The 20,534-nt window shown below is 49.6% G+C and carries 19 protein-coding genes; 13 read left to right on the top strand and 6 right to left on the bottom strand.

Annotated elements, in window-relative coordinates; translation table 11 throughout:
* Positions 1 to 11: 11 nt before the first annotated feature.
* The 4 genes from BP71_RS08860 to BP71_RS08845 all read left to right on the top strand — a co-directional run bounded on the left by BP71_RS08860 (position 12) and on the right by BP71_RS08845 (position 6,349).
* The gene (locus tag BP71_RS08860) at positions 12 to 1,190 is read left to right on the top strand and encodes a cysteine desulfurase family protein (RefSeq protein WP_496378217.1); all 1,179 of its coding nucleotides are present in this window, start codon (positions 12 to 14) and stop codon (positions 1,188 to 1,190) included.
* A gap of 115 nt (positions 1,191 to 1,305) precedes the next feature.
* Entirely contained in the window at positions 1,306 to 4,503 is a 3,198-nt protein-coding gene (locus tag BP71_RS08855; protein WP_496378215.1) for a SusC/RagA family TonB-linked outer membrane protein, read from the top strand.
* Between the two features lie 13 nt (positions 4,504 to 4,516).
* The gene (locus BP71_RS08850; protein WP_496378213.1) at positions 4,517 to 5,959 is read left to right on the top strand and encodes a SusD/RagB family nutrient-binding outer membrane lipoprotein; all 1,443 of its coding nucleotides are present in this window, start codon (positions 4,517 to 4,519) and stop codon (positions 5,957 to 5,959) included.
* Positions 5,960 to 6,097: 138 nt separating this feature from the next.
* Entirely contained in the window at positions 6,098 to 6,349 is a 252-nt protein-coding gene (locus BP71_RS08845) for a hypothetical protein (protein ID WP_295923500.1), read from the top strand.
* Between the two features lie 9 nt (positions 6,350 to 6,358).
* On the opposite strand, the gene BP71_RS08840 is transcribed toward BP71_RS08845, so the two are convergent.
* From BP71_RS08840 to BP71_RS08825, 4 genes are all read right to left on the bottom strand, one after another.
* A complete protein-coding gene (locus BP71_RS08840) occupies positions 6,359 to 6,745 on the bottom strand; it encodes a hypothetical protein (RefSeq protein ID WP_496378211.1) in 387 nt (128 codons plus the stop codon).
* Positions 6,746 to 6,792: 47 nt separating this feature from the next.
* Positions 6,793 to 6,879: a chromate resistance protein ChrB domain-containing protein gene (locus BP71_RS08835; protein ID WP_496379015.1), complete on the bottom strand. Its 87-nt coding sequence runs from the start codon at positions 6,877 to 6,879 to the stop codon at positions 6,793 to 6,795.
* 107 nt (positions 6,880 to 6,986) lie between these two features.
* A complete protein-coding gene (locus BP71_RS08830) occupies positions 6,987 to 7,934 on the bottom strand; it encodes an EamA family transporter (protein WP_496378209.1) in 948 nt (315 codons plus the stop codon).
* 7 nt (positions 7,935 to 7,941) lie between these two features.
* Positions 7,942 to 8,421, bottom strand: a complete 480-nt coding sequence (locus BP71_RS08825; RefSeq protein WP_496378207.1) for an Lrp/AsnC family transcriptional regulator — start codon at positions 8,419 to 8,421, stop codon at positions 7,942 to 7,944.
* A gap of 240 nt (positions 8,422 to 8,661) precedes the next feature.
* Here BP71_RS08825 and BP71_RS08820 point away from each other — a divergent pair, with 240 nt between their 5' ends.
* Together BP71_RS08820 and BP71_RS08815 are read left to right on the top strand one after the other, a co-directional pair.
* Positions 8,662 to 9,741: a glycoside hydrolase family 26 protein gene (locus BP71_RS08820; RefSeq protein ID WP_496379013.1), complete on the top strand. Its 1,080-nt coding sequence runs from the start codon at positions 8,662 to 8,664 to the stop codon at positions 9,739 to 9,741.
* A 115-nt stretch (positions 9,742 to 9,856) separates the two neighbouring features.
* The gene (locus tag BP71_RS08815) at positions 9,857 to 10,282 is read left to right on the top strand and encodes a hypothetical protein (RefSeq protein WP_496378205.1); all 426 of its coding nucleotides are present in this window, start codon (positions 9,857 to 9,859) and stop codon (positions 10,280 to 10,282) included.
* Between the two features lie 4 nt (positions 10,283 to 10,286).
* On the opposite strand, the gene BP71_RS08810 is transcribed toward BP71_RS08815, so the two are convergent.
* A complete protein-coding gene (locus BP71_RS08810; protein ID WP_496378203.1) occupies positions 10,287 to 10,736 on the bottom strand; it encodes a transposase in 450 nt (149 codons plus the stop codon).
* Between the two features lie 402 nt (positions 10,737 to 11,138).
* Here BP71_RS08810 and BP71_RS08805 point away from each other — a divergent pair, with 402 nt between their 5' ends.
* From BP71_RS08805 to BP71_RS08780, 6 genes are all read left to right on the top strand, one after another.
* On the top strand, positions 11,139 to 12,059 hold the full coding sequence (locus BP71_RS08805; protein ID WP_295923518.1) for a family 2A encapsulin nanocompartment shell protein: 921 nt from the start codon (positions 11,139 to 11,141) through the stop codon (positions 12,057 to 12,059).
* Positions 12,043 to 13,917, top strand: coding sequence for a family 2A encapsulin nanocompartment cargo protein cysteine desulfurase (locus BP71_RS08800; protein WP_496378201.1), 1,875 nt, complete (start codon positions 12,043 to 12,045; stop codon positions 13,915 to 13,917). The genes BP71_RS08805 and BP71_RS08800 overlap by 17 nt, the downstream gene beginning before the upstream one ends.
* Positions 13,918 to 13,932: 15 nt before the next feature.
* Positions 13,933 to 14,769: a serine O-acetyltransferase gene (locus BP71_RS08795; RefSeq protein ID WP_496378199.1), complete on the top strand. Its 837-nt coding sequence runs from the start codon at positions 13,933 to 13,935 to the stop codon at positions 14,767 to 14,769.
* 121 nt (positions 14,770 to 14,890) lie between these two features.
* A complete protein-coding gene (locus BP71_RS08790; RefSeq protein WP_496378197.1) occupies positions 14,891 to 16,849 on the top strand; it encodes a UbiA family prenyltransferase in 1,959 nt (652 codons plus the stop codon).
* Positions 16,842 to 17,528 carry a methyltransferase domain-containing protein gene (locus tag BP71_RS08785; RefSeq protein WP_496378195.1) on the top strand — a complete coding sequence of 229 codons (687 nt, stop codon included), beginning with the start codon at positions 16,842 to 16,844 and terminating at the stop codon, positions 17,526 to 17,528. Before BP71_RS08790 ends, BP71_RS08785 begins: the two co-directional genes overlap by 8 nt.
* Positions 17,521 to 18,654 (top strand): NAD(P)/FAD-dependent oxidoreductase, encoded by a 1,134-nt coding sequence (locus BP71_RS08780; RefSeq protein WP_496378193.1) that lies wholly within the window; start codon positions 17,521 to 17,523, stop codon positions 18,652 to 18,654. Before BP71_RS08785 ends, BP71_RS08780 begins: the two co-directional genes overlap by 8 nt.
* A 17-nt stretch (positions 18,655 to 18,671) precedes the next feature.
* On the opposite strand, the gene idi is transcribed toward BP71_RS08780, so the two are convergent.
* On the bottom strand, positions 18,672 to 19,199 hold the full coding sequence (gene idi / locus BP71_RS08775; protein WP_496378191.1) for an isopentenyl-diphosphate Delta-isomerase: 528 nt from the start codon (positions 19,197 to 19,199) through the stop codon (positions 18,672 to 18,674).
* A gap of 214 nt (positions 19,200 to 19,413) precedes the next feature.
* On the opposite strand from idi, the gene BP71_RS08770 reads away from it, so the two are divergent.
* The gene (locus tag BP71_RS08770) at positions 19,414 to 20,235 is read left to right on the top strand and encodes an XRE family transcriptional regulator (protein ID WP_496378189.1); all 822 of its coding nucleotides are present in this window, start codon (positions 19,414 to 19,416) and stop codon (positions 20,233 to 20,235) included.
* Positions 20,236 to 20,534: the final 299 nt, after the last annotated feature.

Genomic DNA, 20,534 nt, shown 5'->3' with positions numbered 1-20,534 from the left:
CACAGAGGTATATGGAAATCTATTGTGACAACGCGGCGACAACGGCGCTGGACCCGGAAGTGATTGAGGCGATCCTGCCATTTCTGACCACACATTATGCAAATCCCTCTTCAGCACACGGTCCGGGCCGTAAGATCAGGGAAACGATCGAACAGGCGCGGCGTACCGTGGCGGGCCTGTTGGGTGCATTACCGGAAGAGATCGTTTTTACTTCCGGGGCAACGGAAGGCATCAATCTTGCCATTACCGGTGCCATTCAGGGGTACGAGCTCAGTCACGCCATTACGAGCCGCATCGAGCATAAAGCGGTGTTGCAAACCCTGCAGCGCCACGAAAAAGAGGGGGATATTGAAACCAGTTTCGTAAAACTCGACGAGCGGGGTAATGTGGATTTGTACCATCTCGAAAACCTCCTGCGCGCCAACCCGCGCACGCTCATCGCGCTCATGCACGGGAATAACGAGATTGGTAATCTTACGGATATTCACGCGATAGGCGTCCTGGCCAGACGTTATGGAGCTGTTTTTCTGACAGATACCACTCAGACAATAGGCAAAGCGCGCTTCGATCTGCATGATGCCGACATTGATTTTTTGGTAGGTTCCGCACATAAGTTCCATGGTCCCAAAGGAGTCGGCTTTGTTTATATTAATCAAAAACACCATTTGAAACCGCTGATCTACGGCGGCGGGCAGGAGCGGGGCCAGCGCGGGGGAACGGAGCACGTGACAGGCATTGTCGGTCTGGCCAAAGCGCTAGAAGTTGCCTACCGCGACCTTCCCCAGAGCCACTCCAAAATCTCCAAACTGAAACAATACCTGATTTCCAAACTGGCAATCTCGGGAATCGATGGTATTTGTTACAATGGCGAAAGCAAGTCGGCCGAAAACAGTGTGCCGGCTGTGCTCAGCGTCTCATTTCCCTGCCTCGCTACAGGCAGCGTCGTCAATAGCCTGGACCAGATCGGTATTGCGGTTTCAGGTGGCAGTGCGTGCTCGGGCGGGGGCGCATCGCACGTGATCCGGGCGCTTGCGTGTGAGGCCGATAAGGAGAATGTCCGCTTTTCATTCAGCAAGTTCAATACCTTCGAAGAGCTTGATCGCGTCGTAGAGGCTGTGGCCAGGATTTATGAAGCTGAACCTTCTTTCGCTTCCAGAACCGGTTGGAAGCGCATTGCCAGCTGGGCTTAGACGAGTTCGCTATTCTATCTTTAATGCAATTTTCTGGAACTTCCCCGATCGTCCGCAGTGTTACTACTTTTATATACAAAGTCTATTAGTAAAATAGATTATTAATTTCCACATCATGAAGAAAAATTTAGTACTTATCTTCCTTCTGTACAGTGCTTTACAGACCTACTCATCCCTGGCACAAAGCGTTAGTGTAACCGGAAAGGTAACTTCCAAAACAGACGGTGAGGCATTGCCGGGTGTTACGATCCTCGTCAAAGGCACATCCAAAGGCACGGCTACCAATGTGGATGGCAATTATTCCATTGAAACAGAGCCGGGCTCCATCTTGAAATTTTCGTTTATCGGTTTAAAATCCATAGAACTACCTGTCCCTCAAAACGGTCGCCTCGACGTGCAGCTGGAAAGCGATGAAACGATTTTGCAGGAAGTCGTAGTAACGGCATTGGGCATTGCAAAAGAGAAGAAATCGCTGGGTTATGCGGTGCAGGAATTGCAGACCAAAGACGTGGCCGAAGCGCGCGAAGGAAACCTGGTGAATGCATTGTCGGGCAAGATAGCGGGTGTTAATATCACCAACAGCCAGGGCGGCATGGGGTCATCGCGGATCGTGATCCGGGGAGAAACATCCATTGCGGGCAACAACCAGCCGCTGTTTGTGGTGGACGGTATTCCGGTCGACAACTCTCAGCTGGGAGCGGGTGCGAATGGCTCACGCGATTTCGCGAATGCGATTGCCGACATTAATCCCAACGACATCGAGTCCATCAGCGTTTTGAAAGGACCTAATGCCGCGGCGCTTTATGGTTCACGGGCGTCCAATGGGGTGATCCTGATCAAAACCAAGAGCGGAAAATCGGGCCAGAAGGGGCTGGGCGTGAATCTGAACTTCGGATATTCTTCCGAAAAACTGCTGGTGCTGCCTGACTACCAGAATGTATTCGGACAGGGAACGGGCGGTGCTTTCTCCTATGTGAATGGCAAAGGCGGCGGTATCAACGATGCGACCGACGAAAGCTGGGGCCCCAGAATGGACGGTCGGCTGATCCCGCAATTTTTTTCCAACGGCGAGGCGGTACCTTTCGTAGCGCATCCTGATAATGTCAAAAACTTCTTTGAAACCGGCCATACCCGCACCACCGGCGTATCGGTATCCGGCTCCAACGAAAAACTGGACTACCGGTTCTCCTTCAATAATAGCAAGCAGACAGGCGTGATCCCGAATACGGATATTTCCAAAAATTCATTCGGTGTCAACACCACTTATCGCATTAATGATAAACTGACGCTCTCCACCAGTGCGAATTTTGCCCGTAACAGTTCGGATAACTTACCCGGTACCTCGGGGAGAGGAAGCAGTGTCATGCTGCAATTCCTGTGGTTTGGGAGGCAGGTGGATACTGAGCTGTTGAAGGACTATAACAAGGGCGGTTTCGACTATAACTGGAACCACAGCTATTACAGCAATCCGTACCTGTTGCAGTATGAAAACACTGCCCAGCAGCGCCGCGACCGTTTTTTCGGGAATGTCAACCTTTCCTATAAAGTTACCGACTGGCTTACCGCCAATGTCCGCACAGGTAACGACTACTATAACGACAAACGCAAATTCCGCGTCGCTTACGGCACCAACGGTACACCGTTCGGGTCTTATACCGAGGACAGTTATGTGGTGAATGAGAATAATACGGACTTCAACCTTAATTTCCGCAAAGCGCTGAGCGATGACTTCGAACTCGACTGGCTGGTAGGCGGTAACCTCCGCAGCAATTTCAACGAACAAAACTTCCAGCAGGCACCCAAGCTTGCCGTTGCGAATCTTTATACGCTCAACAACTCCCGTGATCCGCTCGTATCCTATAATGTACTTCGCAAGCAGAAGGTTTACAGTGCTTTCAGTTCCGCCCAGCTGGGCTTCCGGAACTATGCGTTCCTGAACCTGACGGCACGTAACGACTGGTCGTCGACATTACCGCAGGGAGACAATTCTTACTTCTATCCCTCCATTAATGCGAGCCTGGTGCTGACGGACGCATTCGATATCAAAAGCAACGTTTTGACCTATGCGAAATTACGCGGTGGCTGGGCAGAGGTAGGGAAGGACACGGACCCTTATCAGCTGATCAATACCTATCCGTTCAACCAGCCATTCGGCAGCGCGCCGTTGCTGACAGTTTCCGATGTATTGCTGAGTGCCGATCTGAAACCCGAGATCACACGTTCCACCGAAGTAGGTGCCGATGTCGCATTATTCCGCAACCGCGTGAGACTGGATGTGAGCTACTATAATACAGATAGTTATAACCAGATCCTGCGCGCGGATGTGAGCCCCGCTACCGGCTATAAGCAAAAGCTCCTGAATGCGGGGCATATTAATAACCGTGGTGTAGAAGCCATGCTGAATGTAAAGGCCATTGAAACCACTTCCAGTTTCCGCTGGGATGTCGGGATCAATTTTTCAAGAAACCGCAGTAAGGTGGTAGAACTGGACGATGAAGGCTTTCTGAACGATTACAAATTGGGGACAAATGGTGTGACGGTGTATGCAAGCAAAGGCCTGGGCTATGGCGCATTGTTCGGCTCGGCATTCGCGCGGAACGAAGCAGGAGAGCAGATCATCGGTTCCAACGGGATTCCGACCAAAGATCCAAACCTGAAAGTACTCGGACATTATACGCCGAAATGGATGGGTGGTGTCACCAACTCGTTCTCATTCAAAGGATTTAATCTGAGCGTACTGATTGATACCAAGCAAGGCGGCTCCATTTACTCCGCTACCAATGCAACGGGTCGCTATACAGGTGTTTTGAAACAGACATTGCCCGGTCGCGATGCCGAACATGGCGGCTTAACCTACTACTACCCGGGTAACAACAAATCTGGTGTGGCTGTGCAGGTCGAGAACGGAGCAGCGGCACCCGGGGGGGCGATCGTGTATGATGACGGTATCATCGCAAAAGGCGTAACGACCGATGGCAAACCGAATAGCACCATCGTTCCGGCAGAACGCTACTATAAGGGGGTATACAGCAACAGTGCCGGTATCAACGAAGCCAGTGTTTTCGACGCTTCATTTATCAAGTTAAGGGAGGTTAAATTCGGTTATGCATTCCCGCAGGCGCTGATTTCCAAATACAAGATGCAAAGCCTGATCCTGTCATTCTACGGCAGAAACCTGGCGTTCCTGCAAAAGAAAGCGGACAATATAGATCCGGAAACGGCATTCAGCACCGCCAACACCGGTCAGGGGCTCGAATCATTGCAGCTTCCGACTACTGCTTCTTACGGGTTTAATCTTTCCATAGGCTTCTAAATCGACCATTAAAATGTTTAAAAATATTATTTCAAAAGGAATTGTGATTGCTGCGACCGGTCTGCTGCTGACCGCCTGCCAGGATGAGCTGGAAAAAACGAACCAGAACCCCAATGAGGCGATCGACGCGCAGCCGGATTACGTACTGGCCAACGCGATCAAGTCCACGGCCGACATTACGCTCGGTTCGGACGCATCAATGGAAACGACCACGCTGTTTATCCAGCATTGGGCCAAAATTCAGTACACTGACCCCGATAAATATACGGTGAGTATTACCAATGTGCAGAACGTCTGGACGAACCTGTATTCGCAGGGGCTGACGGACTTTGCAACGGTGATCAAGATCGGGGAGAAGACGGGTAATGTGAATTACCAGGCTGTGGGTCTGATCCTGAAATCGTGGTCATTCCAGTTGCTGACAGATTTGTACGGAAGCATTCCTTACAGTCAGGCATTAAAACTGGAAACCACCCTGACGCCCAAATACGATGACCAGAAGGATGTGTATATCGGATTGCTGAACGACCTGAAAAAAGCAGCTGATCTGATCGATCCGGCAGGCAGCCCGATCAGCGGAGATTTGGTGTACAATGGCAATCTGAACAAATGGAAAAAGTTTGCGAACTCCCTGCGCTTGCGTATTGCGTTGCGCATTGCGGACAAAGATCCGGCGACAGCCAAGGCTGTCGTGGCGGAACTCGCCCCAAACAGAAGCGGATTGATCGCCTCGAACGACGAAATTGCCCAGCTGGTATACCTGGCTTCCCCGAATCAGAATCCGGTGGCCCGCGATCGTGAAACGCGCGACGATTACCGGGTCAGCAAATCGGTGATCGATAAGTTGCAGGAGCTGAAAGACCCGCGGCTCGCCGTTTTTGCCAACAAGACCGTCGATGCTACGCCGACAGGTTACATCGGTGTGACGAATGGGCTCCCTGCGGATTCGGCAGCGAAACTGGGTTTCACCAAAACATCCAAACTCGGCGATTACTTTACAGCGCCTACGTCCCCGGCCGTTTTCCTGAACTACGCCGAAGTGCTTTTCAACCTGGCAGAAGCTGCGCAGCGTGGTTTCATTTCCGACAATGCCGCCGAGCTTTACAAAGCAGCCGTAACCGCATCGTTGCAGCAGTTTAAAGTAGGCAATGCCGAGATAGCGGCTTACCTGGCACAGCCCTCAGTCGCCTACAACGCCTCCAACTACAAGAAATCGATCGGAGATCAGAAGTGGCTGGCATTGTTCAGTCAGGGCCTGGAAGCATTTGCAGAATGGCGCCGGCTGGATTATCCGCAGCTGAAACCGGCTTATGCGGGTGTTTTGAACGGTAAAATTCCCTCCCGACTGACTTACCCCACCGGTGAGCAGGCATTGAATGCAGCCAGCTATAAAGCGGCCGTCGCAGCGCAGGGAGAAGACCGGCTTACAACCAAACTCTGGTTCGACGCTTTCTGATTAACAAAATTTAATATGCCCAATTGGCACCAAACCGTGCCTAATCGCGTAACAATAATAGGCGGTCGGCTTCCGGACAATGTTTCCGCAAGCCGACCGCCAGTAAAATTCTCAACAAACCACTTAAACGTTAGCACAATGAGCAAAACCTTTTTCCTCCGGATCATCTACCGGAATGCCGTGAGTCTGCACAAAATCACTTCGAGTGTGGAGTCTGTGAAAGGCGCGAAGATCAAACACCTGAATTTTATCAGTAAGGGTAGAAGTTTTGTGGGAGTGATCGCTTTTGAGGCGTCCCAACTGATCGATTTCGAGAAAATCATGGTGCTGATCCGCCGCAACCGCGACATTTCGGAAGTGGAGCGAATTATGGATGCCTCCTTGTGTTGATGCATGTGATCAGAATGTGATCCCAAATTGAAATCCAACAGTGACGGAAGCCGGGTGCCCGTTCCCGAAGCGGAATGGCACCGGTACCGCCACAAAGTAGCCGCTGTTCTTGTTTTTCTTCACGATCTTGTTCAAAACCGGTGTAAAGCCGTATCTCCCGGCCGTTTCGAATGCGGCCCGTCCGGCGAACATGAGTCCGGGCGCCAGTGTCACCAGCACGCCCGGATGAAAGAGAAAGTTGGCCATCTTGCTCGTCCCTTTTCCCGCCCTTATCAATGGCACAAATTCCGCTGAAAATCCGATTTTCGGAGTTTTCCAGATGTTGATGCCGGTAGGCAACCCCACTACATAATAGCTGTCGAAGTTGGTGGTAGTACCCTCGTTACTAAATGTCACAATGGGATGCTGCCTGGCTCAACACTTCCGTTTCGGGCGTAAATAATCTACGCCGCCGGATCTAGAAAGTGCCGGATAAGCCATGTGCTTGCAATGCGGTCAATCTTGAGCAGTTCACGGGAGATCCATTTCATTGAATGATGTGAAGTTATGTTTTCAAATATAGGCAACCGATTGCTATGAATACAAAATGCCGCAAACTGATAATCTGCGCATTATTTGAATGTAATTTAGGTAATAACTAGCAGGAAGCCGCTACTTGTTTGGGCTTTCTGTATTGGTGCAGGTTAACAAGCAAAACGCTGCCCAGAATCACGATCAGGCCGGAGATTTGCATGGGTGTAATGGACTCATGGGCGAAGAAAATACCCAGCAGTACCGCCACAACCGGGTTTACGTACGCATAAGTGCTCACTTTGGTGGCGGGCTGAACTTTGAGCAACCATACATAAGCACTGAAGCCGGCAATGGAGCCGAAAGCGATCAGATATGCTGCGGCGAGCCACGCGTCGGTCGGAACCGTAGCCAGATTTATCGAGCTCCATTCCCCGGAGAGAAGACTGCCGGGGATAAACGCAATACCGGCTGCCAGCATTTGCCAGGTCGAATTGACGGTAGCGGAGTTGGAAACCGAATTGTATTTGGAATACAACGAACCTCCCGCCCAGGCCATGGAGCCAATGACGACGAGCACCATCGCAAAAAGATCGCGGCCACTGTTGAGGGACGACATGGTCGCCATGATTTTTTCACTGAACAATAAAACCACCCCTGCGAAACCGATCAGTAAGCCTACGATCGTGGACCTATTACTCAAATTTTCAGACCATTTCGGTTTGTCCAGCAACACAAACCAGAGCGGGGAGGAAGATACCATAATGGCCACCATCGCACTTGGCAGGAATTGTTCGACCCAGATCACGACACCGTTTCCGACGAATAAAAGCAATAAACCCGTCACAATGGCGGGTTTCATTATTTTCCAGGAAAAGATGTTTTCGCCTTGCATGACGCTCCATCCCAGCATCAGTAGGCCTGCGATGATAAAACGAAATGCACCCAGAAAGAACGGCGGAAAGCCGGCCAGTGCGCGCTGGATGAAGAAGTAGGTAGATCCCCAAACGATGTACACGGTAGCGAAGGCGATCACCACCATGAGTGTGGACGGAGCTTTTGTTGATGTTTGCATGGCGATTTCATTTAATTGGTATAACGATTTGTTGCTCTTCCTTGACCGTTTCGAGAACGATCGTCGTGCGTGTGGACAGGATATTCGGTATTTTGCTGAACTTATTGCGCATCAGATCCATCAGCGATGCCGAATCGGCCGTCCGGACTTTCACCATGTAGCAGTCTTCGCCCGCAATGTGGTGTACTTCCTGGACTTCGGGAATCTTCGCCAGCTCCTTGGCCGTATTATTGCTGCCCATTCCTTCAGAGGACTTCATCGAAATGAATGCCAGTAGGGTCTGGTGCAAGGCCACGGGATTGATCCGGGTCGTGTATTTGAGAATGACCTGTTTTTGTTCCAGCTTTTTAACCCTTTCCAGCACGGCGGAAGGCGCCATTTCCAGTTCGCGGGCAAGGTCCGCATTGGTCATACGCGCATTCTCCTGCATAAGGCTGAGAATGTTCAGGTCTATTTTATCGAGAATGATATCTGTTCCGTTCATCATTCTGTAAAGTTATCGTTATTCCGAATAATATTCAATATTGTGGTTTCATAATTGAATATAGTTCTTTGTATACACGATTGTTTCGTGAAAAGTTCGATCGTGTCCCTGTTTTTCAGATTTTTTTTGAAGGCATTGGGTCGATATCGTAGAATGTGCCGATCCCGAAATTTTTCATATTTGTAAGTCACTGATTTCTAAACTCCGTTGCCCATGAAACGTACCTTTTTTTTCATCGCGTGGATGGCCTGTCAGGTAACCCTGGTGAAGGGCCAGATTGATACAAAAGCCACGCCGGAAGCGAGAGCTTTGTACCGCAACCTGAAAAGACTTTCGGAAAATCACATTCTGCTCGGTCATCAGCACGCGACCGAGTACGGGCATGGCTGGGCCGGCGACGAGGAGCGGTCGGATGTGAAATCGGTGACGGGTTCTCATCCTGCGGTGATCGGCATTGACCTGATGGGTTTTTCCGGGCAGCCGGCAGATGCCGTTGCCAAGAATGTAGCAGCAATCCGAAAAAATGTGGTCGACACCTATAATCGCGGGGGCATTACCACGGTGGCCTGGCATTTTTCTAACCCGGCTTCCGGCGGCGGCTTTTACTGGAAAGATTCGGTGTCGGTGGCGGCGATGAAGCTCATCAAGCCCGGCGGCTCGCATCACGAGCAATACAAGCTGATCCTCAAAACGATCGCGGATTTTGCACATTCGGTGAAAGGTAAGGATGGCACCCTCGCCCCGATGATTTTCAGGCCGTTCCATGAGTTCGACGGGGATTGGTTCTGGTGGGGCAAGAAACATACTGCTAAGGAGGATTTTATTGCAGTCTGGCGGTTTACGGTCTCCTACCTGCGCGACGAGCTGGGTGTTCACAACTTCCTTTACGCATTCTCGCCCGACAATAAATTCAGTTCCCAGACCGAATTCCTCGAAAGATATCCCGGCGACGAATGGGTGGACATGGTGGGGATGGACAACTACGGTGACTTTGGCCGGGATGGGAAATATAACCTGGAAGCAGGCCTGAAGAAGCTTGTTATCGTTTCGGATTACGCCAAAAAAGCGGGCAAACTTGCCGCGTTCACCGAAACCGGTCTCGAAAGCATTCCAAACCCCGTCTGGTGGACGGAGGTACTCCTCAAAACGCTGAAAGCGGAAAAGCTGAACCTCGCCTACGTGCTCGTATGGCGCAACGACACCAGGAGTCCGACGCACTATTATGCGCCATTCCCTGGACAAGTCAGCGCCCCGGATTTTGTGAAGTTTTACAATGATCCTTATACATTGTTTGAGAAGGATTTGAAGGAGGTGTATAAATGAGATATACTAGATGATAACCGAGTGTATGCCTTTAGTTAACCGACATTGTGCCGTAGCACATTAAGCATGAATCGAGGGTTAAGGCTTGCCTAACATTGCGGAAAACTTTTTAGCAATGAAAACACAAGCATCATCAAGACTGGCTTACTTTTTAATTATATCTCTCTCCTCCTTAGGGGTTTTGTCTTGTAGTAGCCATGATGCCGCTCCCAAGGCAGAGCTCGCATTTCAAACGGGGCCTGTTACTTTTATGGCGTTGGGTGGAGTTATCAATACTTTTCGGGTGGTATTCGATGAGCTGGGAGATAAACCTATAGAGGAATATGGAATTGTCTACACGTTTGACGAGGATGTAAAGGATAAATATCCGGACTTAACAGATAAAAAAGTCGTATTTGATCTGCCCGCTAAACAATATACTAATGAGAAAACAGCAAATGTCGGGTTTCCGGCAGGAGCGCATTGGTTTGGTTACCGGGCCTATGTTAAATTGAAAGATGCTGGCATAAAGTATGCGGAACCCGTAATTATGACTTTTTAGGTCACTAATCATGCAGCACCTGCTCCTGAAACTTCTGCGTCACGAGGTGATAATTGAATAGCTCTACGAGATCGATCAGGATCGCGTTCTGATCGTTGGCATTCAGATAGGCCTTTACTTTCCGGACGAAATCGTACAGTGGCTCATAATATTTATGCCCGGTTTCTTCCTGGAATTCCTGGATCGTGAAAGCATTTCCTTTTTTCAGGATCATGTATACCGCGATGAAAAAGTAGGAGATCGGCAGCTTGCTGCCTTCGAGAACGGTTCCGCTTTGTAACGTTGTCCGGAAGCGGCATTGTTTGCATTGAAACTGCTGCTTGGGAGCGAGCCAATAATGGTGGGTCCCGCCACATTTCTTGCAGGTAATACCTTTCCTTAGTCTGAAATCCTTGAACGCCTCTGCTGCCAGTTCCTCGTTCTTATATATGTCTACCAGATTGCCCGCTTGCATAATGAATATATCCTTTTAGATTTTCAAAGCTAGCAAAAAAGATTAAATAATATAAAGTCTATGGAATTAATATAGAATAATTTTCGGTGGTATGCTTCCCAATCCTTCAATCCACAAAACCTATTAAAACCATAGAAATGTACGCCGAATTAAAAGTGGTCATGAGTTGTTTTTGTGTGATAATATTTTAATAAATGTAAGGATAATTGGAATATGATGTAATTTTCTTTGGCGAGCAGTGGGCGAGGTAAATGAGATGGGGATCACGATGTGGCAGGTTGCGTGTTTCGCGGATCACGCCAGTTTTAGTTGACGTATGTTTGTGATCGGTTGTCTGATAACGCCTTGGCTTGCATACGGGCGCAATGCAGCACGTTTTTCATTATAATCAATCATAACAGAATGGCTAAGTTAAATCAAAATCAAACTGCTTTGGGCGATGTTGCTGCAAGGCAGCTGGCGATTGCAACCAGGACCGTCCCGCAGTTCGAGTCCATAACCCCCCGCTGGCTGACACACTTATTGAACTGGATTCCTGTTGAATCCGGCGTTTATCGGTTGAATAAAGTGAAAGAGGGAAGCACCGCGGAAGTGGATTGTTCCGGACGCGACGAGCGCGAACTGCCTCATACCTTTATTGACTATGTCGAAAATCCGAGAGAGTATAACCTAACGGCCGTTAATACCGTACTGGATGTTCATACCCGTGTTTCTGACCTGTATAGCAAACCCTACAACCAGATCAGCGAGCAGCTTCGCCTCACAATCGAGAGCATTAAGGAGCGGCAGGAGAGCGAGCTGATCAACAACCAGGAATACGGGTTGCTGGCAAGTATTGCCGACAAACAGAAGGTATCCACCCGCCTAGGCCCGCCAACGCCGGATGATCTCGATGAATTGCTGACTAAGGTCTGGAAAGAACCCGGTTTCTTTCTTTTGCACCCTAAGGCGATTGCGGCGTTCGGTCGCGAATGTACCCGCAAAGGCGTACCACCACCGACGATCTCCCTTTTCGGGTCGCAGTTCATCACCTGGCGGGGTATTCCGCTTATTCCTTCCGACAAAGTTCCTATTGAGAATGGCAAGACCAAAATCCTGCTGCTACGGACGGGTGAAAGCCGCCAGGGCGTCGTCGGACTTTACCAGCCAGGTCTGCCGGGAGAGCAATCACCTGGACTATCGGTAAGGTTTATGGGTATCAATGACAAGGCCATTGCTTCTTACCTGGTGTCGCTGTATTGTTCACTGGCGGTACTGGTAGACGACGCGATTGCAGTGCTGGAAAACGTAGAAATAGGTAACTATCATGAGTATAAATACTGACGGTTTTCCGGACAGCCATTCGGCAGGTTTGCCTGACGTAGCGGCACTGGAACACCTTGCCAATGAACTTTTCAAGGCTTTGCCGGGAGAAATACCGTCACCGGTGTTCTCGCCGCACCTGGAAGATCATCCCAGGATGCAGAAAATGCTGGAGGCCATGCAAGGTGGGAGCGCGCAATCGCCCGCTCATCATCAGGATTTCGACATAGCTGCGCCGCAAACGAGCCTTCCCGATCCGCATTTTACGGATGGCAAGGTACCTCCTTCGGCAGCCGGAACCGGCATATCACCCGGAAACACAGCCGCGGCACCGGTTTCGCAGGCGCAGCATCTGCCTTATTCGCCAGGCGCGGAGCATGATCTGAGCAGTGTGCTCAAAAAGATACCCGATTACAGTCAGGTACCTTATGCCGGTGGATCAAGCAGCAATCCGTCATACTATTTTTTGAATGAGAATCTGACGGACAGATCAAATATTCCTGGTATTTCCAGTCTGATACCAAGATCTTTTTCGCCTTTTTCGGCAGGAAATATCCATGTGGGAAGCGAACGCGATCAGTTGGGGCAGCCCGTACAATCTCCGATCGGCAGCATACCGTTTGATATCAATAAAATCCGTTCTGATTTTCCGATTTTTCGGGAACGTGTGAACGGTAAGCCACTGATATGGTTTGACAATGCGGCCACTACTCAGAAACCGCAGCAGGTGATCGACCGCGTCAGCTATTTTTATGAACACGAGAATTCCAATATCCATCGCGCGGCCCACGAGCTGGCAGCGCGCGCTACGGATGCATATGAGGGGGCAAGGGAAAAAGTAAGGGCATTCCTGAATGCCGGGTCCGTAAACGAGGTGGTGTTTGTCCGGGGAACCACCGAGGCGATCAATTTGATAGCGAAAACCTGGGGGGATCAAAACCTGAACGCCGGGGACGAAATCATCGTCAGCCACCTCGAACACCATGCCAACATCGTCCCCTGGAAGCAGTTGGCCGATAAAAAAGGGTTAAGGCTTCAGGTCATCCCGGTGGACGACGACGGGCAGGTCCTGCTCGACGAGTACGCCCGGTTGCTGAACCCAAAAACCCGATTGGTTTCATTTACACAGGTATCCAATGCGCTGGGTACGGTTACGCCGGCGAAGCAGATCATTGAAATGGCCCATTCCGTTGGTGCCAGGGTGTTGCTGGATGGAGCCCAGTCGGTCTCGCATATGCGTACCGACGTGCGTGGGCTGAATTGCGACTGGTTTGTTTTTTCCGGTCACAAAGTTTTTGGCCCGACCGGCATTGGCGCGTTGTATGGAAAGGAAGACCTGCTCAATGCGACGCAACCTTGGCAAGGAGGAGGCAATATGATCGTCGACGTGACTTTTGAGCATATTCAGTACCATAAAGCGCCAGCCCGTTTTGAAGCAGGTACCGGAAATATTGCGGATGCCGTGGGATTGGGGGCGGCCCTGGATTATGTGACGGGAATTGGAATAGAGCTAATCCACCAGTACGAGCATTTCCTGCTGGAATATGCTACCCATTTGATCAAAGACGTTCCGGGCTTGCGGATCATTGGCACGGCAAAGGAAAAGGCTTCCGTACTGTCATTTGTCCTAAATGGCTATAAAACGGAAGAGGTGGGTGCTGCATTGAATCAGGAAGGCATCGCCGTGCGGTCTGGTCACCATTGTGCACAGCCCATTCTGCGCCGGTTTGGTGTTGAAACGACCGTCCGTCCGTCACTTGCATTCTACAACACCTGTGCAGAAGTGGATACGATGATAGGGGTGTTGAGGAGGCTTTCGGCAACCGGCGGTCGGCGATCGGCGCATAGTGATTTTGCAGGTTTTAATCGAGTAGTGTAGTATCTAAAAAAGCCCTTGAAGTCCGACAGCCGAAAGCTGACAGCCGAAGTCTCCATGTCCCCGTCACTCATCGATCTTCTTAAAAAAACACATCATGCCGAATGGGAGGCGACCCCTTCCTGGCATGATGCCACAGCCTGGCTCGACGATCTGATCCGGTTTTTGTTTCCCAGCAATCATTTACCCAAGAAAACTTCCTACGAGGGTATTCTTAAAAAGAACCGGATCGATCTGGAAAACATTCTGCTCAGCTACCTCGACCCCAGGAAAATGGAGATCGAACAAACAGTAGCCTCCTTTTACGAGTCACTGGAGACGATTTACAAAAACCTGCGGCTCGACGCGAGTAAAATACATGCGTATGACCCCGCAGCCACCAGTGTGAACGAGGTGATCGTTTCCTATCCGGGTTTTTATGCCATTGCGGTCTACCGTATCGCAAATCATCTCAGTACCTTGCAAATCCCTGTTCTGCCCCGTATCCTGGCGGAGTACGCGCACGGGAAAACAGGTGTGGATATTCACCCTGCCGCCACCATCGGAGTTCCTTTTATGATCGATCATGGCACAGGCATTGTGATAGGGTCCACGGCGGTGATCGGGAAAAATGTCAGTATTTATCAGGGTGTTACCCTCGGAGCATTGCAGGTCGCGAAGGAGCTTTATAATACCAAAAGACATCCTACCGTCGAAGACAATGTGATTATTTATGCCAGGACAACCGTTCTGGGAGGAGACACGGTGATAGGGGAAAACAGTGTGATCGGTGGAAGCGTTTTTCTTACAAGGAGCGTCGAGCCCGATTCCCAGGTGTTCAATACGCATCAATTGAGGATTACGCGGAAAGGGTAGGAAGGGCAAGGCGGCCGGCAATCAGCTTTCGAATTTTGGTTTACGGCTAAATTTGGCGAGATTACGCCCAAAGCAAACGCCTAAACTTAAAGCCAGAGGCCGATCGCCCATAGCCCCCGTCATGTTCCTCGACCGCAATACGATCAAACTGCTGAGAATACCCTTTTCTTTTCTTCTGGCCCCGCTGTTTCTCTTCGCTTACAGCCAGGCCGACAGCGTCGTGCACCGGCAGGCATTATGGAGCTTCCTGATCGTTCATTTGCTCGTTTATCCGGCCAGCAATGGCTACAACAGCTATATTGATCGCGATGACGCGAGTATTGGCGGGCTCGAAAAACCGCCGCTTCCCACCATTCAACTCTTTTATCTTACGCTTTTTCTCGATGCGGTCGCAACCCTGTTGGCATTGATTTTCGTAAACACCTTGTTTGCGATCTGTCTGGTGCTTTACATTGCGGCATCACGGGCATATAGCTCACGGCAGATCAGGCTCAAAAAGTATCCGGTTATCGGTTTTCTGACGGTTGTGATTTTCCAGGGGGCATTTACGTACTATATGTCTATTGCCGGAATTTCCGGTGCGGCATTACGGCTGGATACCACTAACGTATATGTGTTGCTTGCCTGTTCATTCCAGATTGCGGGTGCCTATCCGCTGACGCAGATCTATCAGCATGAGCAGGACCTGCGTGACGGTATCACAACGCTGAGCTATAAGCTGGGATATATTGGCACGTTTCTGTTCACATCGGCGATGTTTGTGCTCTGCAATGTGTTTTATTATTTGTATTTTACATCCAGGGACCTTGGAATGATTTTTTTTATTGTCCAGGTTTTCTTCTTCCCCATCATAGCCTGGTTCTGCATTTGGTTTTGGATGGTTTGGAAGGATCGCAGACAGGCTAATTTCAAGAATACGATGCGGATGAACTGGATCGCCGCGATTTGCATGAATAGTTGTTTCATTGTATTAATTATTATCAACAGAATTCCATTGAGTTATCTATCCGCTATTGAAACAGCCGTTCCGGATTATGGGTATACACAGGAAGTGCTCACCGATTTTTATCTGCGTTCCACGGACGATCCGAGCACCAGGCGGAAGATCAGGATCGTAGCGGGCAAGACAGGCATCGAGAAGCGTTATTCCGTGATTGCCGATTTCGATAAGAACCCCGAACAGTTCGAATTCTTCAACCGCTCTGCATCTTTGCTGCCGGAGCCTACGCTTACGCAACGGATGCAGCTGTATCAGTTACATGCTACTGCTTTATCCCGCAAAGCCATTGAGCAGATACCGGATTTTGATCAAATCAAAAAATCAGTTACACACCTTATCACTGTGACCTGCACTGGCCTTTTTGCGCCCGGACTGGACGTAGAACTGATGCGCGAGTTGAAACTGAACCCGACGATCGAGCGCAGCAGCGTGAACTTTATGGGGTGCAACGCAGCCATTCTGGCGCTGAAAAGTGCGGATGCGATCTGTCGTGCGCACACCAATGCGAAAGTACTGGTGGTGTGTACGGAACTATGCTCTATCCACTTTCAAAAGCGGTACAACGACGATTACCTTTTATCGAACATGCTTTTCGGTGACGGATCGGCCGCGGTCATTGTATCGTCGAGGCCAGACGATGCGCACCTCCATCCCGTCCAGATCGATGCATTTCATTCAATGATCCTGCATAATGGCTATTCGGATATGGCCTGGCAATTGTCGGAAACGGGCTTTATCATGAACTTGTCGTCGTACGTGCCCGACCTGATCCGGAATAATATCCGGCCGATGGTCGATGCGGTCGGGCTGAAACCCGGAGATTTCCGGCATTGGGCCGTCCATCCGGGTGGCAAGCGCATTATCGATGATTTTGCAGCTGCCCTTGAGTTGGATAAATGTATGATGGCGCCAGCTTACGATGTGCTTCGGAATTATGGTAACATGTCGTCACCCACGGTCTTGTTTGTGTTGAAGGAGGTGTTGGCCAAAGCAAAACCGGAGCATAAAGGTAACCGCATTTTCAGCGCGGCATTTGGGCCTGGTTTGAGTATCGAAACCATGCAGTTGCGGTATGTTTGAGGTGAGAAGTCTGCAGAAGGAACTCCTCGATCGGGATGACATTCCCAGGGACGATCTTTTTCAGAATCTGCGCGAACTCGATTTTATCAATCACTGGCTGGGCGGCTACAATATATCGTTCGACGCATTAAAAAAAGTGCTTAAGAGGGGCCGGGCGTACACCGTGGTAGATATCGGCTGCGGTAGCGGAGATACCCTCAGGCGCATAGCGCATTGGAACCGGAAAGCCGGGTTTGACCTCGATCTGTACGGAATCGACCTTAAACAGGATTGCATCGAATATGCCAGCCGAAACTTGGAGGGCGAACGGGTGGTGCTCATTCATGACGATTATCGCAATGCCGGGCAACACCTTCCGAAAATCGATATTATCCATGCCTGTTTGTTTTGTCACCACCTGTACGATGAACAGTTGGCGGGTTTGGTGCAGTTTGCCATAGAGCAACAGGCCGTATTAGTGATCAACGACCTCGAACGTCACCCATTGGCACATTATTCCATTAAACTGCTCACACGCCTTTTTTCGAAATCCTATCTGGTCAAAAACGACGCACCGCTATCGGTGCTGCGCGGATTTAAAAAGAAAGAATGGCTCGATATTCTCCGCAGGGCAGGAGCTGAGCATTTTTCAGTGAAGAATAAATGGGCGTTCAGGCATGAGGTGATCGTATATGGATGAACAGGTCGACCGCTTCGAATGTGCCGTGATCGGTGGTGGGCTCTCCGGACTTTGCCTGGCGATACAGCTTGCCGGCAAGGGTATTCCCGTGGTTGTTTTTGAAAAAGGTACCTATCCTTTTCATAAAGTTTGCGGAGAGTATATTTCAATGGAAAGCTGGGGTTTTCTCGAAAGATTGGGTGTAGCCCTGAGCGATATGCATTTGCCTGTGATCGGCAAGCTGGGAATCAGTTCTGAGAAAGGCTATTTGCTGAATCACGACCTGAAAATGGGCGGTTTTGGCATCAGTCGGTATATGCTGGAAAAGGAGCTGTTTGCGATCGCCGTCCGAAAGGGCGTGACTGTTTTGGAGCAATGCAGGGTGTTGTCTGTCGTAAGGGAAGGAAACGGTGATTTCCTAATCAATACTTCCAGGGGACATTATCGGGCTGCTGTCGTGTGCGGCAGTTACGGCAAGTACACTCCGCAGTTTGTACATCTGGATCAGGGTGCCGAGGAGAATGCCGGTAATTACATAGGCGTCAAATACCACATCAGGACAGATTTTCCGTCCAACCGGATCGAATTGCATAATTTCCGTCAGGGGTATTGCGGAATTTCCAGGGTGGAAGACAATCGCTACTGTCTTTGCTACCTTACTACTGCCCGGAATTTACAGGAAAGCGGAAAGGATATCGGGGCAATGGAAGAGCGCGTGCTCTACCGGAATCCATGGCTCAAAAGGTATTTTACTGAGTCTGAATTCCTTTTTTCTCAGCCATTGGTGATCAGTAATGTTCATTTTAGTAAGAAGCAAACGAGCGCGCAGGGGATTTTTCTCCTGGGCGACGCGGCCGGTTCCATTACCCCGCTTTGCGGAAACGGGATGAGCATGGGTATGCGGGCCTCCCAATTGCTCGCCACCGAGCTTTTGCATTTTTTTGAAAAGAAACAAACGCGTGAGCAAGCAGCAACGCATTATGAAAAGGCATGGAACCGGGCTTTCCGGAAACGCATCATGGCAGGTTACTATTTACAGAGCCTGTTCGGGAAGCCGGTTACGACTGATATTGCATTGAAAGTGCTCGATAAATTACCGGCACTAACCTCACGGCTCATAGCGCTCACACATGGTGATCCTTTTTAGCCCGGTCATAGTGCCGTTTAAAACAGTGACTTCAACCGGATTTTCGAGGTAATTTCGGGCACACAGATCTTAAACCATTCGGTGTAATGATCGGGATTATCAGCGATGTCGGCCTTGATGGCTTCCAGCGACATATACCGGTAGTCATTAACTTCCTCGGGATTAATGCGTGGTTTTACATCGGAAACACCCCAGAATACATGATCCAGTTCGTTTTCGGTCAAGCCTTTATCCAAGCCGGCGCAGTATTGAAAAGTATAAAGGAATTGTAGCCCCGTTTCCATCCCCATTTCCTCCTGTAAGCGCCTCACGGCACCATGGTGGGCAGATTCTCCCGGAAAAGGATGACTGCAGCAAGTGTTGGACCAGAGTCCTTCTGAATGATATTTGCCAAATGCCCGCTGTTGCAGGAGCATTTCTCCCTTCGAATTAAAAATGAATACGGAAAATGCCCGGTGCAGCAACCCTTTTTCGTGGGCTTCCAGCTTGGGCATCAGGCCGATCGCTACATCTTTTTCGTCAACAAGCACAACTTGGTCATTCATGGGGCGTGGGTTTTCAGATTTTTCAGGCATTCAAATACAAACCGATTACTAATTACTTTAACACCAAAACGCCATAAAAGGTCAAACTGGTACCCGAATAACAGGCTAAACGGGTCAGCTAAAATAATTTAGTCGCTTTTTGTAGGAAAATTAAAATTTGCTGCTACTTTTGATATTGTTAATATCTTATGTTTGATTTTAAAAATATCAACCCATGGGTGCTCAGGACATTTTTTGGTCGGTCAATATCAAATTCCTTCGTTCACGTGAGAAATTGAGCCAGGAGGCGCTGGCGGAGAAGCTGGGAATCAGCAGGGTGAAACTCAATGCACATGAAAGCGGGCGGACGGCCAATCCTACCATCGACGATCTGATCAATTTTTCAGAGTATTTCCGCATGAGTATCGACAGTCTCCTGAAAATGGACCTCGGAAAGCTTTCTGAACAGAAATTGAAAGATCTGGAACAAGGGAGTGAGCTATTTATGAAAGGAAACCAGATCCGTGTTTTAGCGATTACCGTCGACAAAGAAGACAGGGAGAATATCGAATACGTGCCGGTTCAGGCAAGGGCCGGTTACCGGTCGGGGTATAGCGATCCTGAGTTCCTGGCGACGTTACCACGTTTCAATCTGCCCACCGTTCCAAAGAACGGCACATTCAGGATGTTCCCTACAGTGGGCGATTCGATGCTGCCCGTTCCCGAAGGTGCGGACATTATCACGCGTTACGTGCAGGACTGGACGGCGTTGAAACCGGAAACACCCTGCATCGTCATTCTAAAAGGGGACCAGGATTTTGTATTCAAACAGGTGACGATCAATCATGCCGCCGGTACCATGCTGCTGCAATCGTTCAATAAACAGTATTTTGCCTATACCGTCCCCGCCGCTGAAGTGATTGAACTTTGGGAGTATTACAGTTTCCACAGTAAGCAGCTTCCTGAGCCGCAGACCGACATGCAACAGCTGATGCGGATGTTACAGGAAATGCAGAACGAGATCAAGGAATTGAAAAGACGGTCATCGTACAAATAATTGGATGCAGGAGGCCGTTTGGCGATAACCAGTAGCTATACGTTAGCTTGGCTCATCTTGATATTGTTATAATTGTTAAAGTGGGTTAAGGTAGTGGTTTAAAACATTTTGAACACGGGTAGTCATAGAAATTTACAAGTATGGAGGGTTTTTAAGATATTTTTGTAGAACTACTATGCTAATGAAGTGTTAGATCTGCGGATATGTGACTAGGAATACTTGGCTTGTTGTTGTGCGTAATCTTCGATAAGTGCAATTTTTCAGGTTTCGTTAACCCCTTGAATGTCCTTTGTCACCCC

The sequence above is a fragment of the Dyadobacter ginsengisoli DSM 21015 genome, from assembly GCF_059568735.1.
The sequence above is the reverse complement of the archived record's forward strand: the minus strand, read 5'-3'. Positions and strand labels throughout refer to the sequence as shown.

Bases quoted from the DNA above. Each gene is read 5' to 3' on its own strand.
- BP71_RS08860 (WP_496378217.1), top strand. From the start codon at position 12: ATGGAAATCTATTGTGACAACGCGGCGACAACGGCGCTGGACCCGGAA.
- BP71_RS08855 (WP_496378215.1), top strand. From the start codon at position 1,306: ATGAAGAAAAATTTAGTACTTATCTTCCTTCTGTACAGTGCTTTACAG.
- BP71_RS08850 (WP_496378213.1), top strand. From the start codon at position 4,517: ATGTTTAAAAATATTATTTCAAAAGGAATTGTGATTGCTGCGACCGGT.
- BP71_RS08845 (WP_295923500.1), top strand. From the start codon at position 6,098: ATGAGCAAAACCTTTTTCCTCCGGATCATCTACCGGAATGCCGTGAGT.
- BP71_RS08835 (WP_496379015.1), bottom strand. From the start codon at position 6,879: ATGAAATGGATCTCCCGTGAACTGCTCAAGATTGACCGCATTGCAAGC.
- BP71_RS08830 (WP_496378209.1), bottom strand. From the start codon at position 7,934: ATGCAAACATCAACAAAAGCTCCGTCCACACTCATGGTGGTGATCGCC.
- BP71_RS08825 (WP_496378207.1), bottom strand. From the start codon at position 8,421: ATGATGAACGGAACAGATATCATTCTCGATAAAATAGACCTGAACATT.
- BP71_RS08820 (WP_496379013.1), top strand. From the start codon at position 8,662: ATGGCCTGTCAGGTAACCCTGGTGAAGGGCCAGATTGATACAAAAGCC.
- BP71_RS08815 (WP_496378205.1), top strand. From the start codon at position 9,857: ATGAAAACACAAGCATCATCAAGACTGGCTTACTTTTTAATTATATCT.
- BP71_RS08810 (WP_496378203.1), bottom strand. From the start codon at position 10,736: ATGCAAGCGGGCAATCTGGTAGACATATATAAGAACGAGGAACTGGCA.
- BP71_RS08805 (WP_295923518.1), top strand. From the start codon at position 11,139: ATGGCTAAGTTAAATCAAAATCAAACTGCTTTGGGCGATGTTGCTGCA.
- BP71_RS08800 (WP_496378201.1), top strand. From the start codon at position 12,043: ATGAGTATAAATACTGACGGTTTTCCGGACAGCCATTCGGCAGGTTTG.
- BP71_RS08790 (WP_496378197.1), top strand. From the start codon at position 14,891: ATGTTCCTCGACCGCAATACGATCAAACTGCTGAGAATACCCTTTTCT.
- BP71_RS08785 (WP_496378195.1), top strand. From the start codon at position 16,842: ATGTTTGAGGTGAGAAGTCTGCAGAAGGAACTCCTCGATCGGGATGAC.
- BP71_RS08780 (WP_496378193.1), top strand. From the start codon at position 17,521: ATGGATGAACAGGTCGACCGCTTCGAATGTGCCGTGATCGGTGGTGGG.
- idi (WP_496378191.1), bottom strand. From the start codon at position 19,199: ATGAATGACCAAGTTGTGCTTGTTGACGAAAAAGATGTAGCGATCGGC.
- BP71_RS08770 (WP_496378189.1), top strand. From the start codon at position 19,414: ATGGGTGCTCAGGACATTTTTTGGTCGGTCAATATCAAATTCCTTCGT.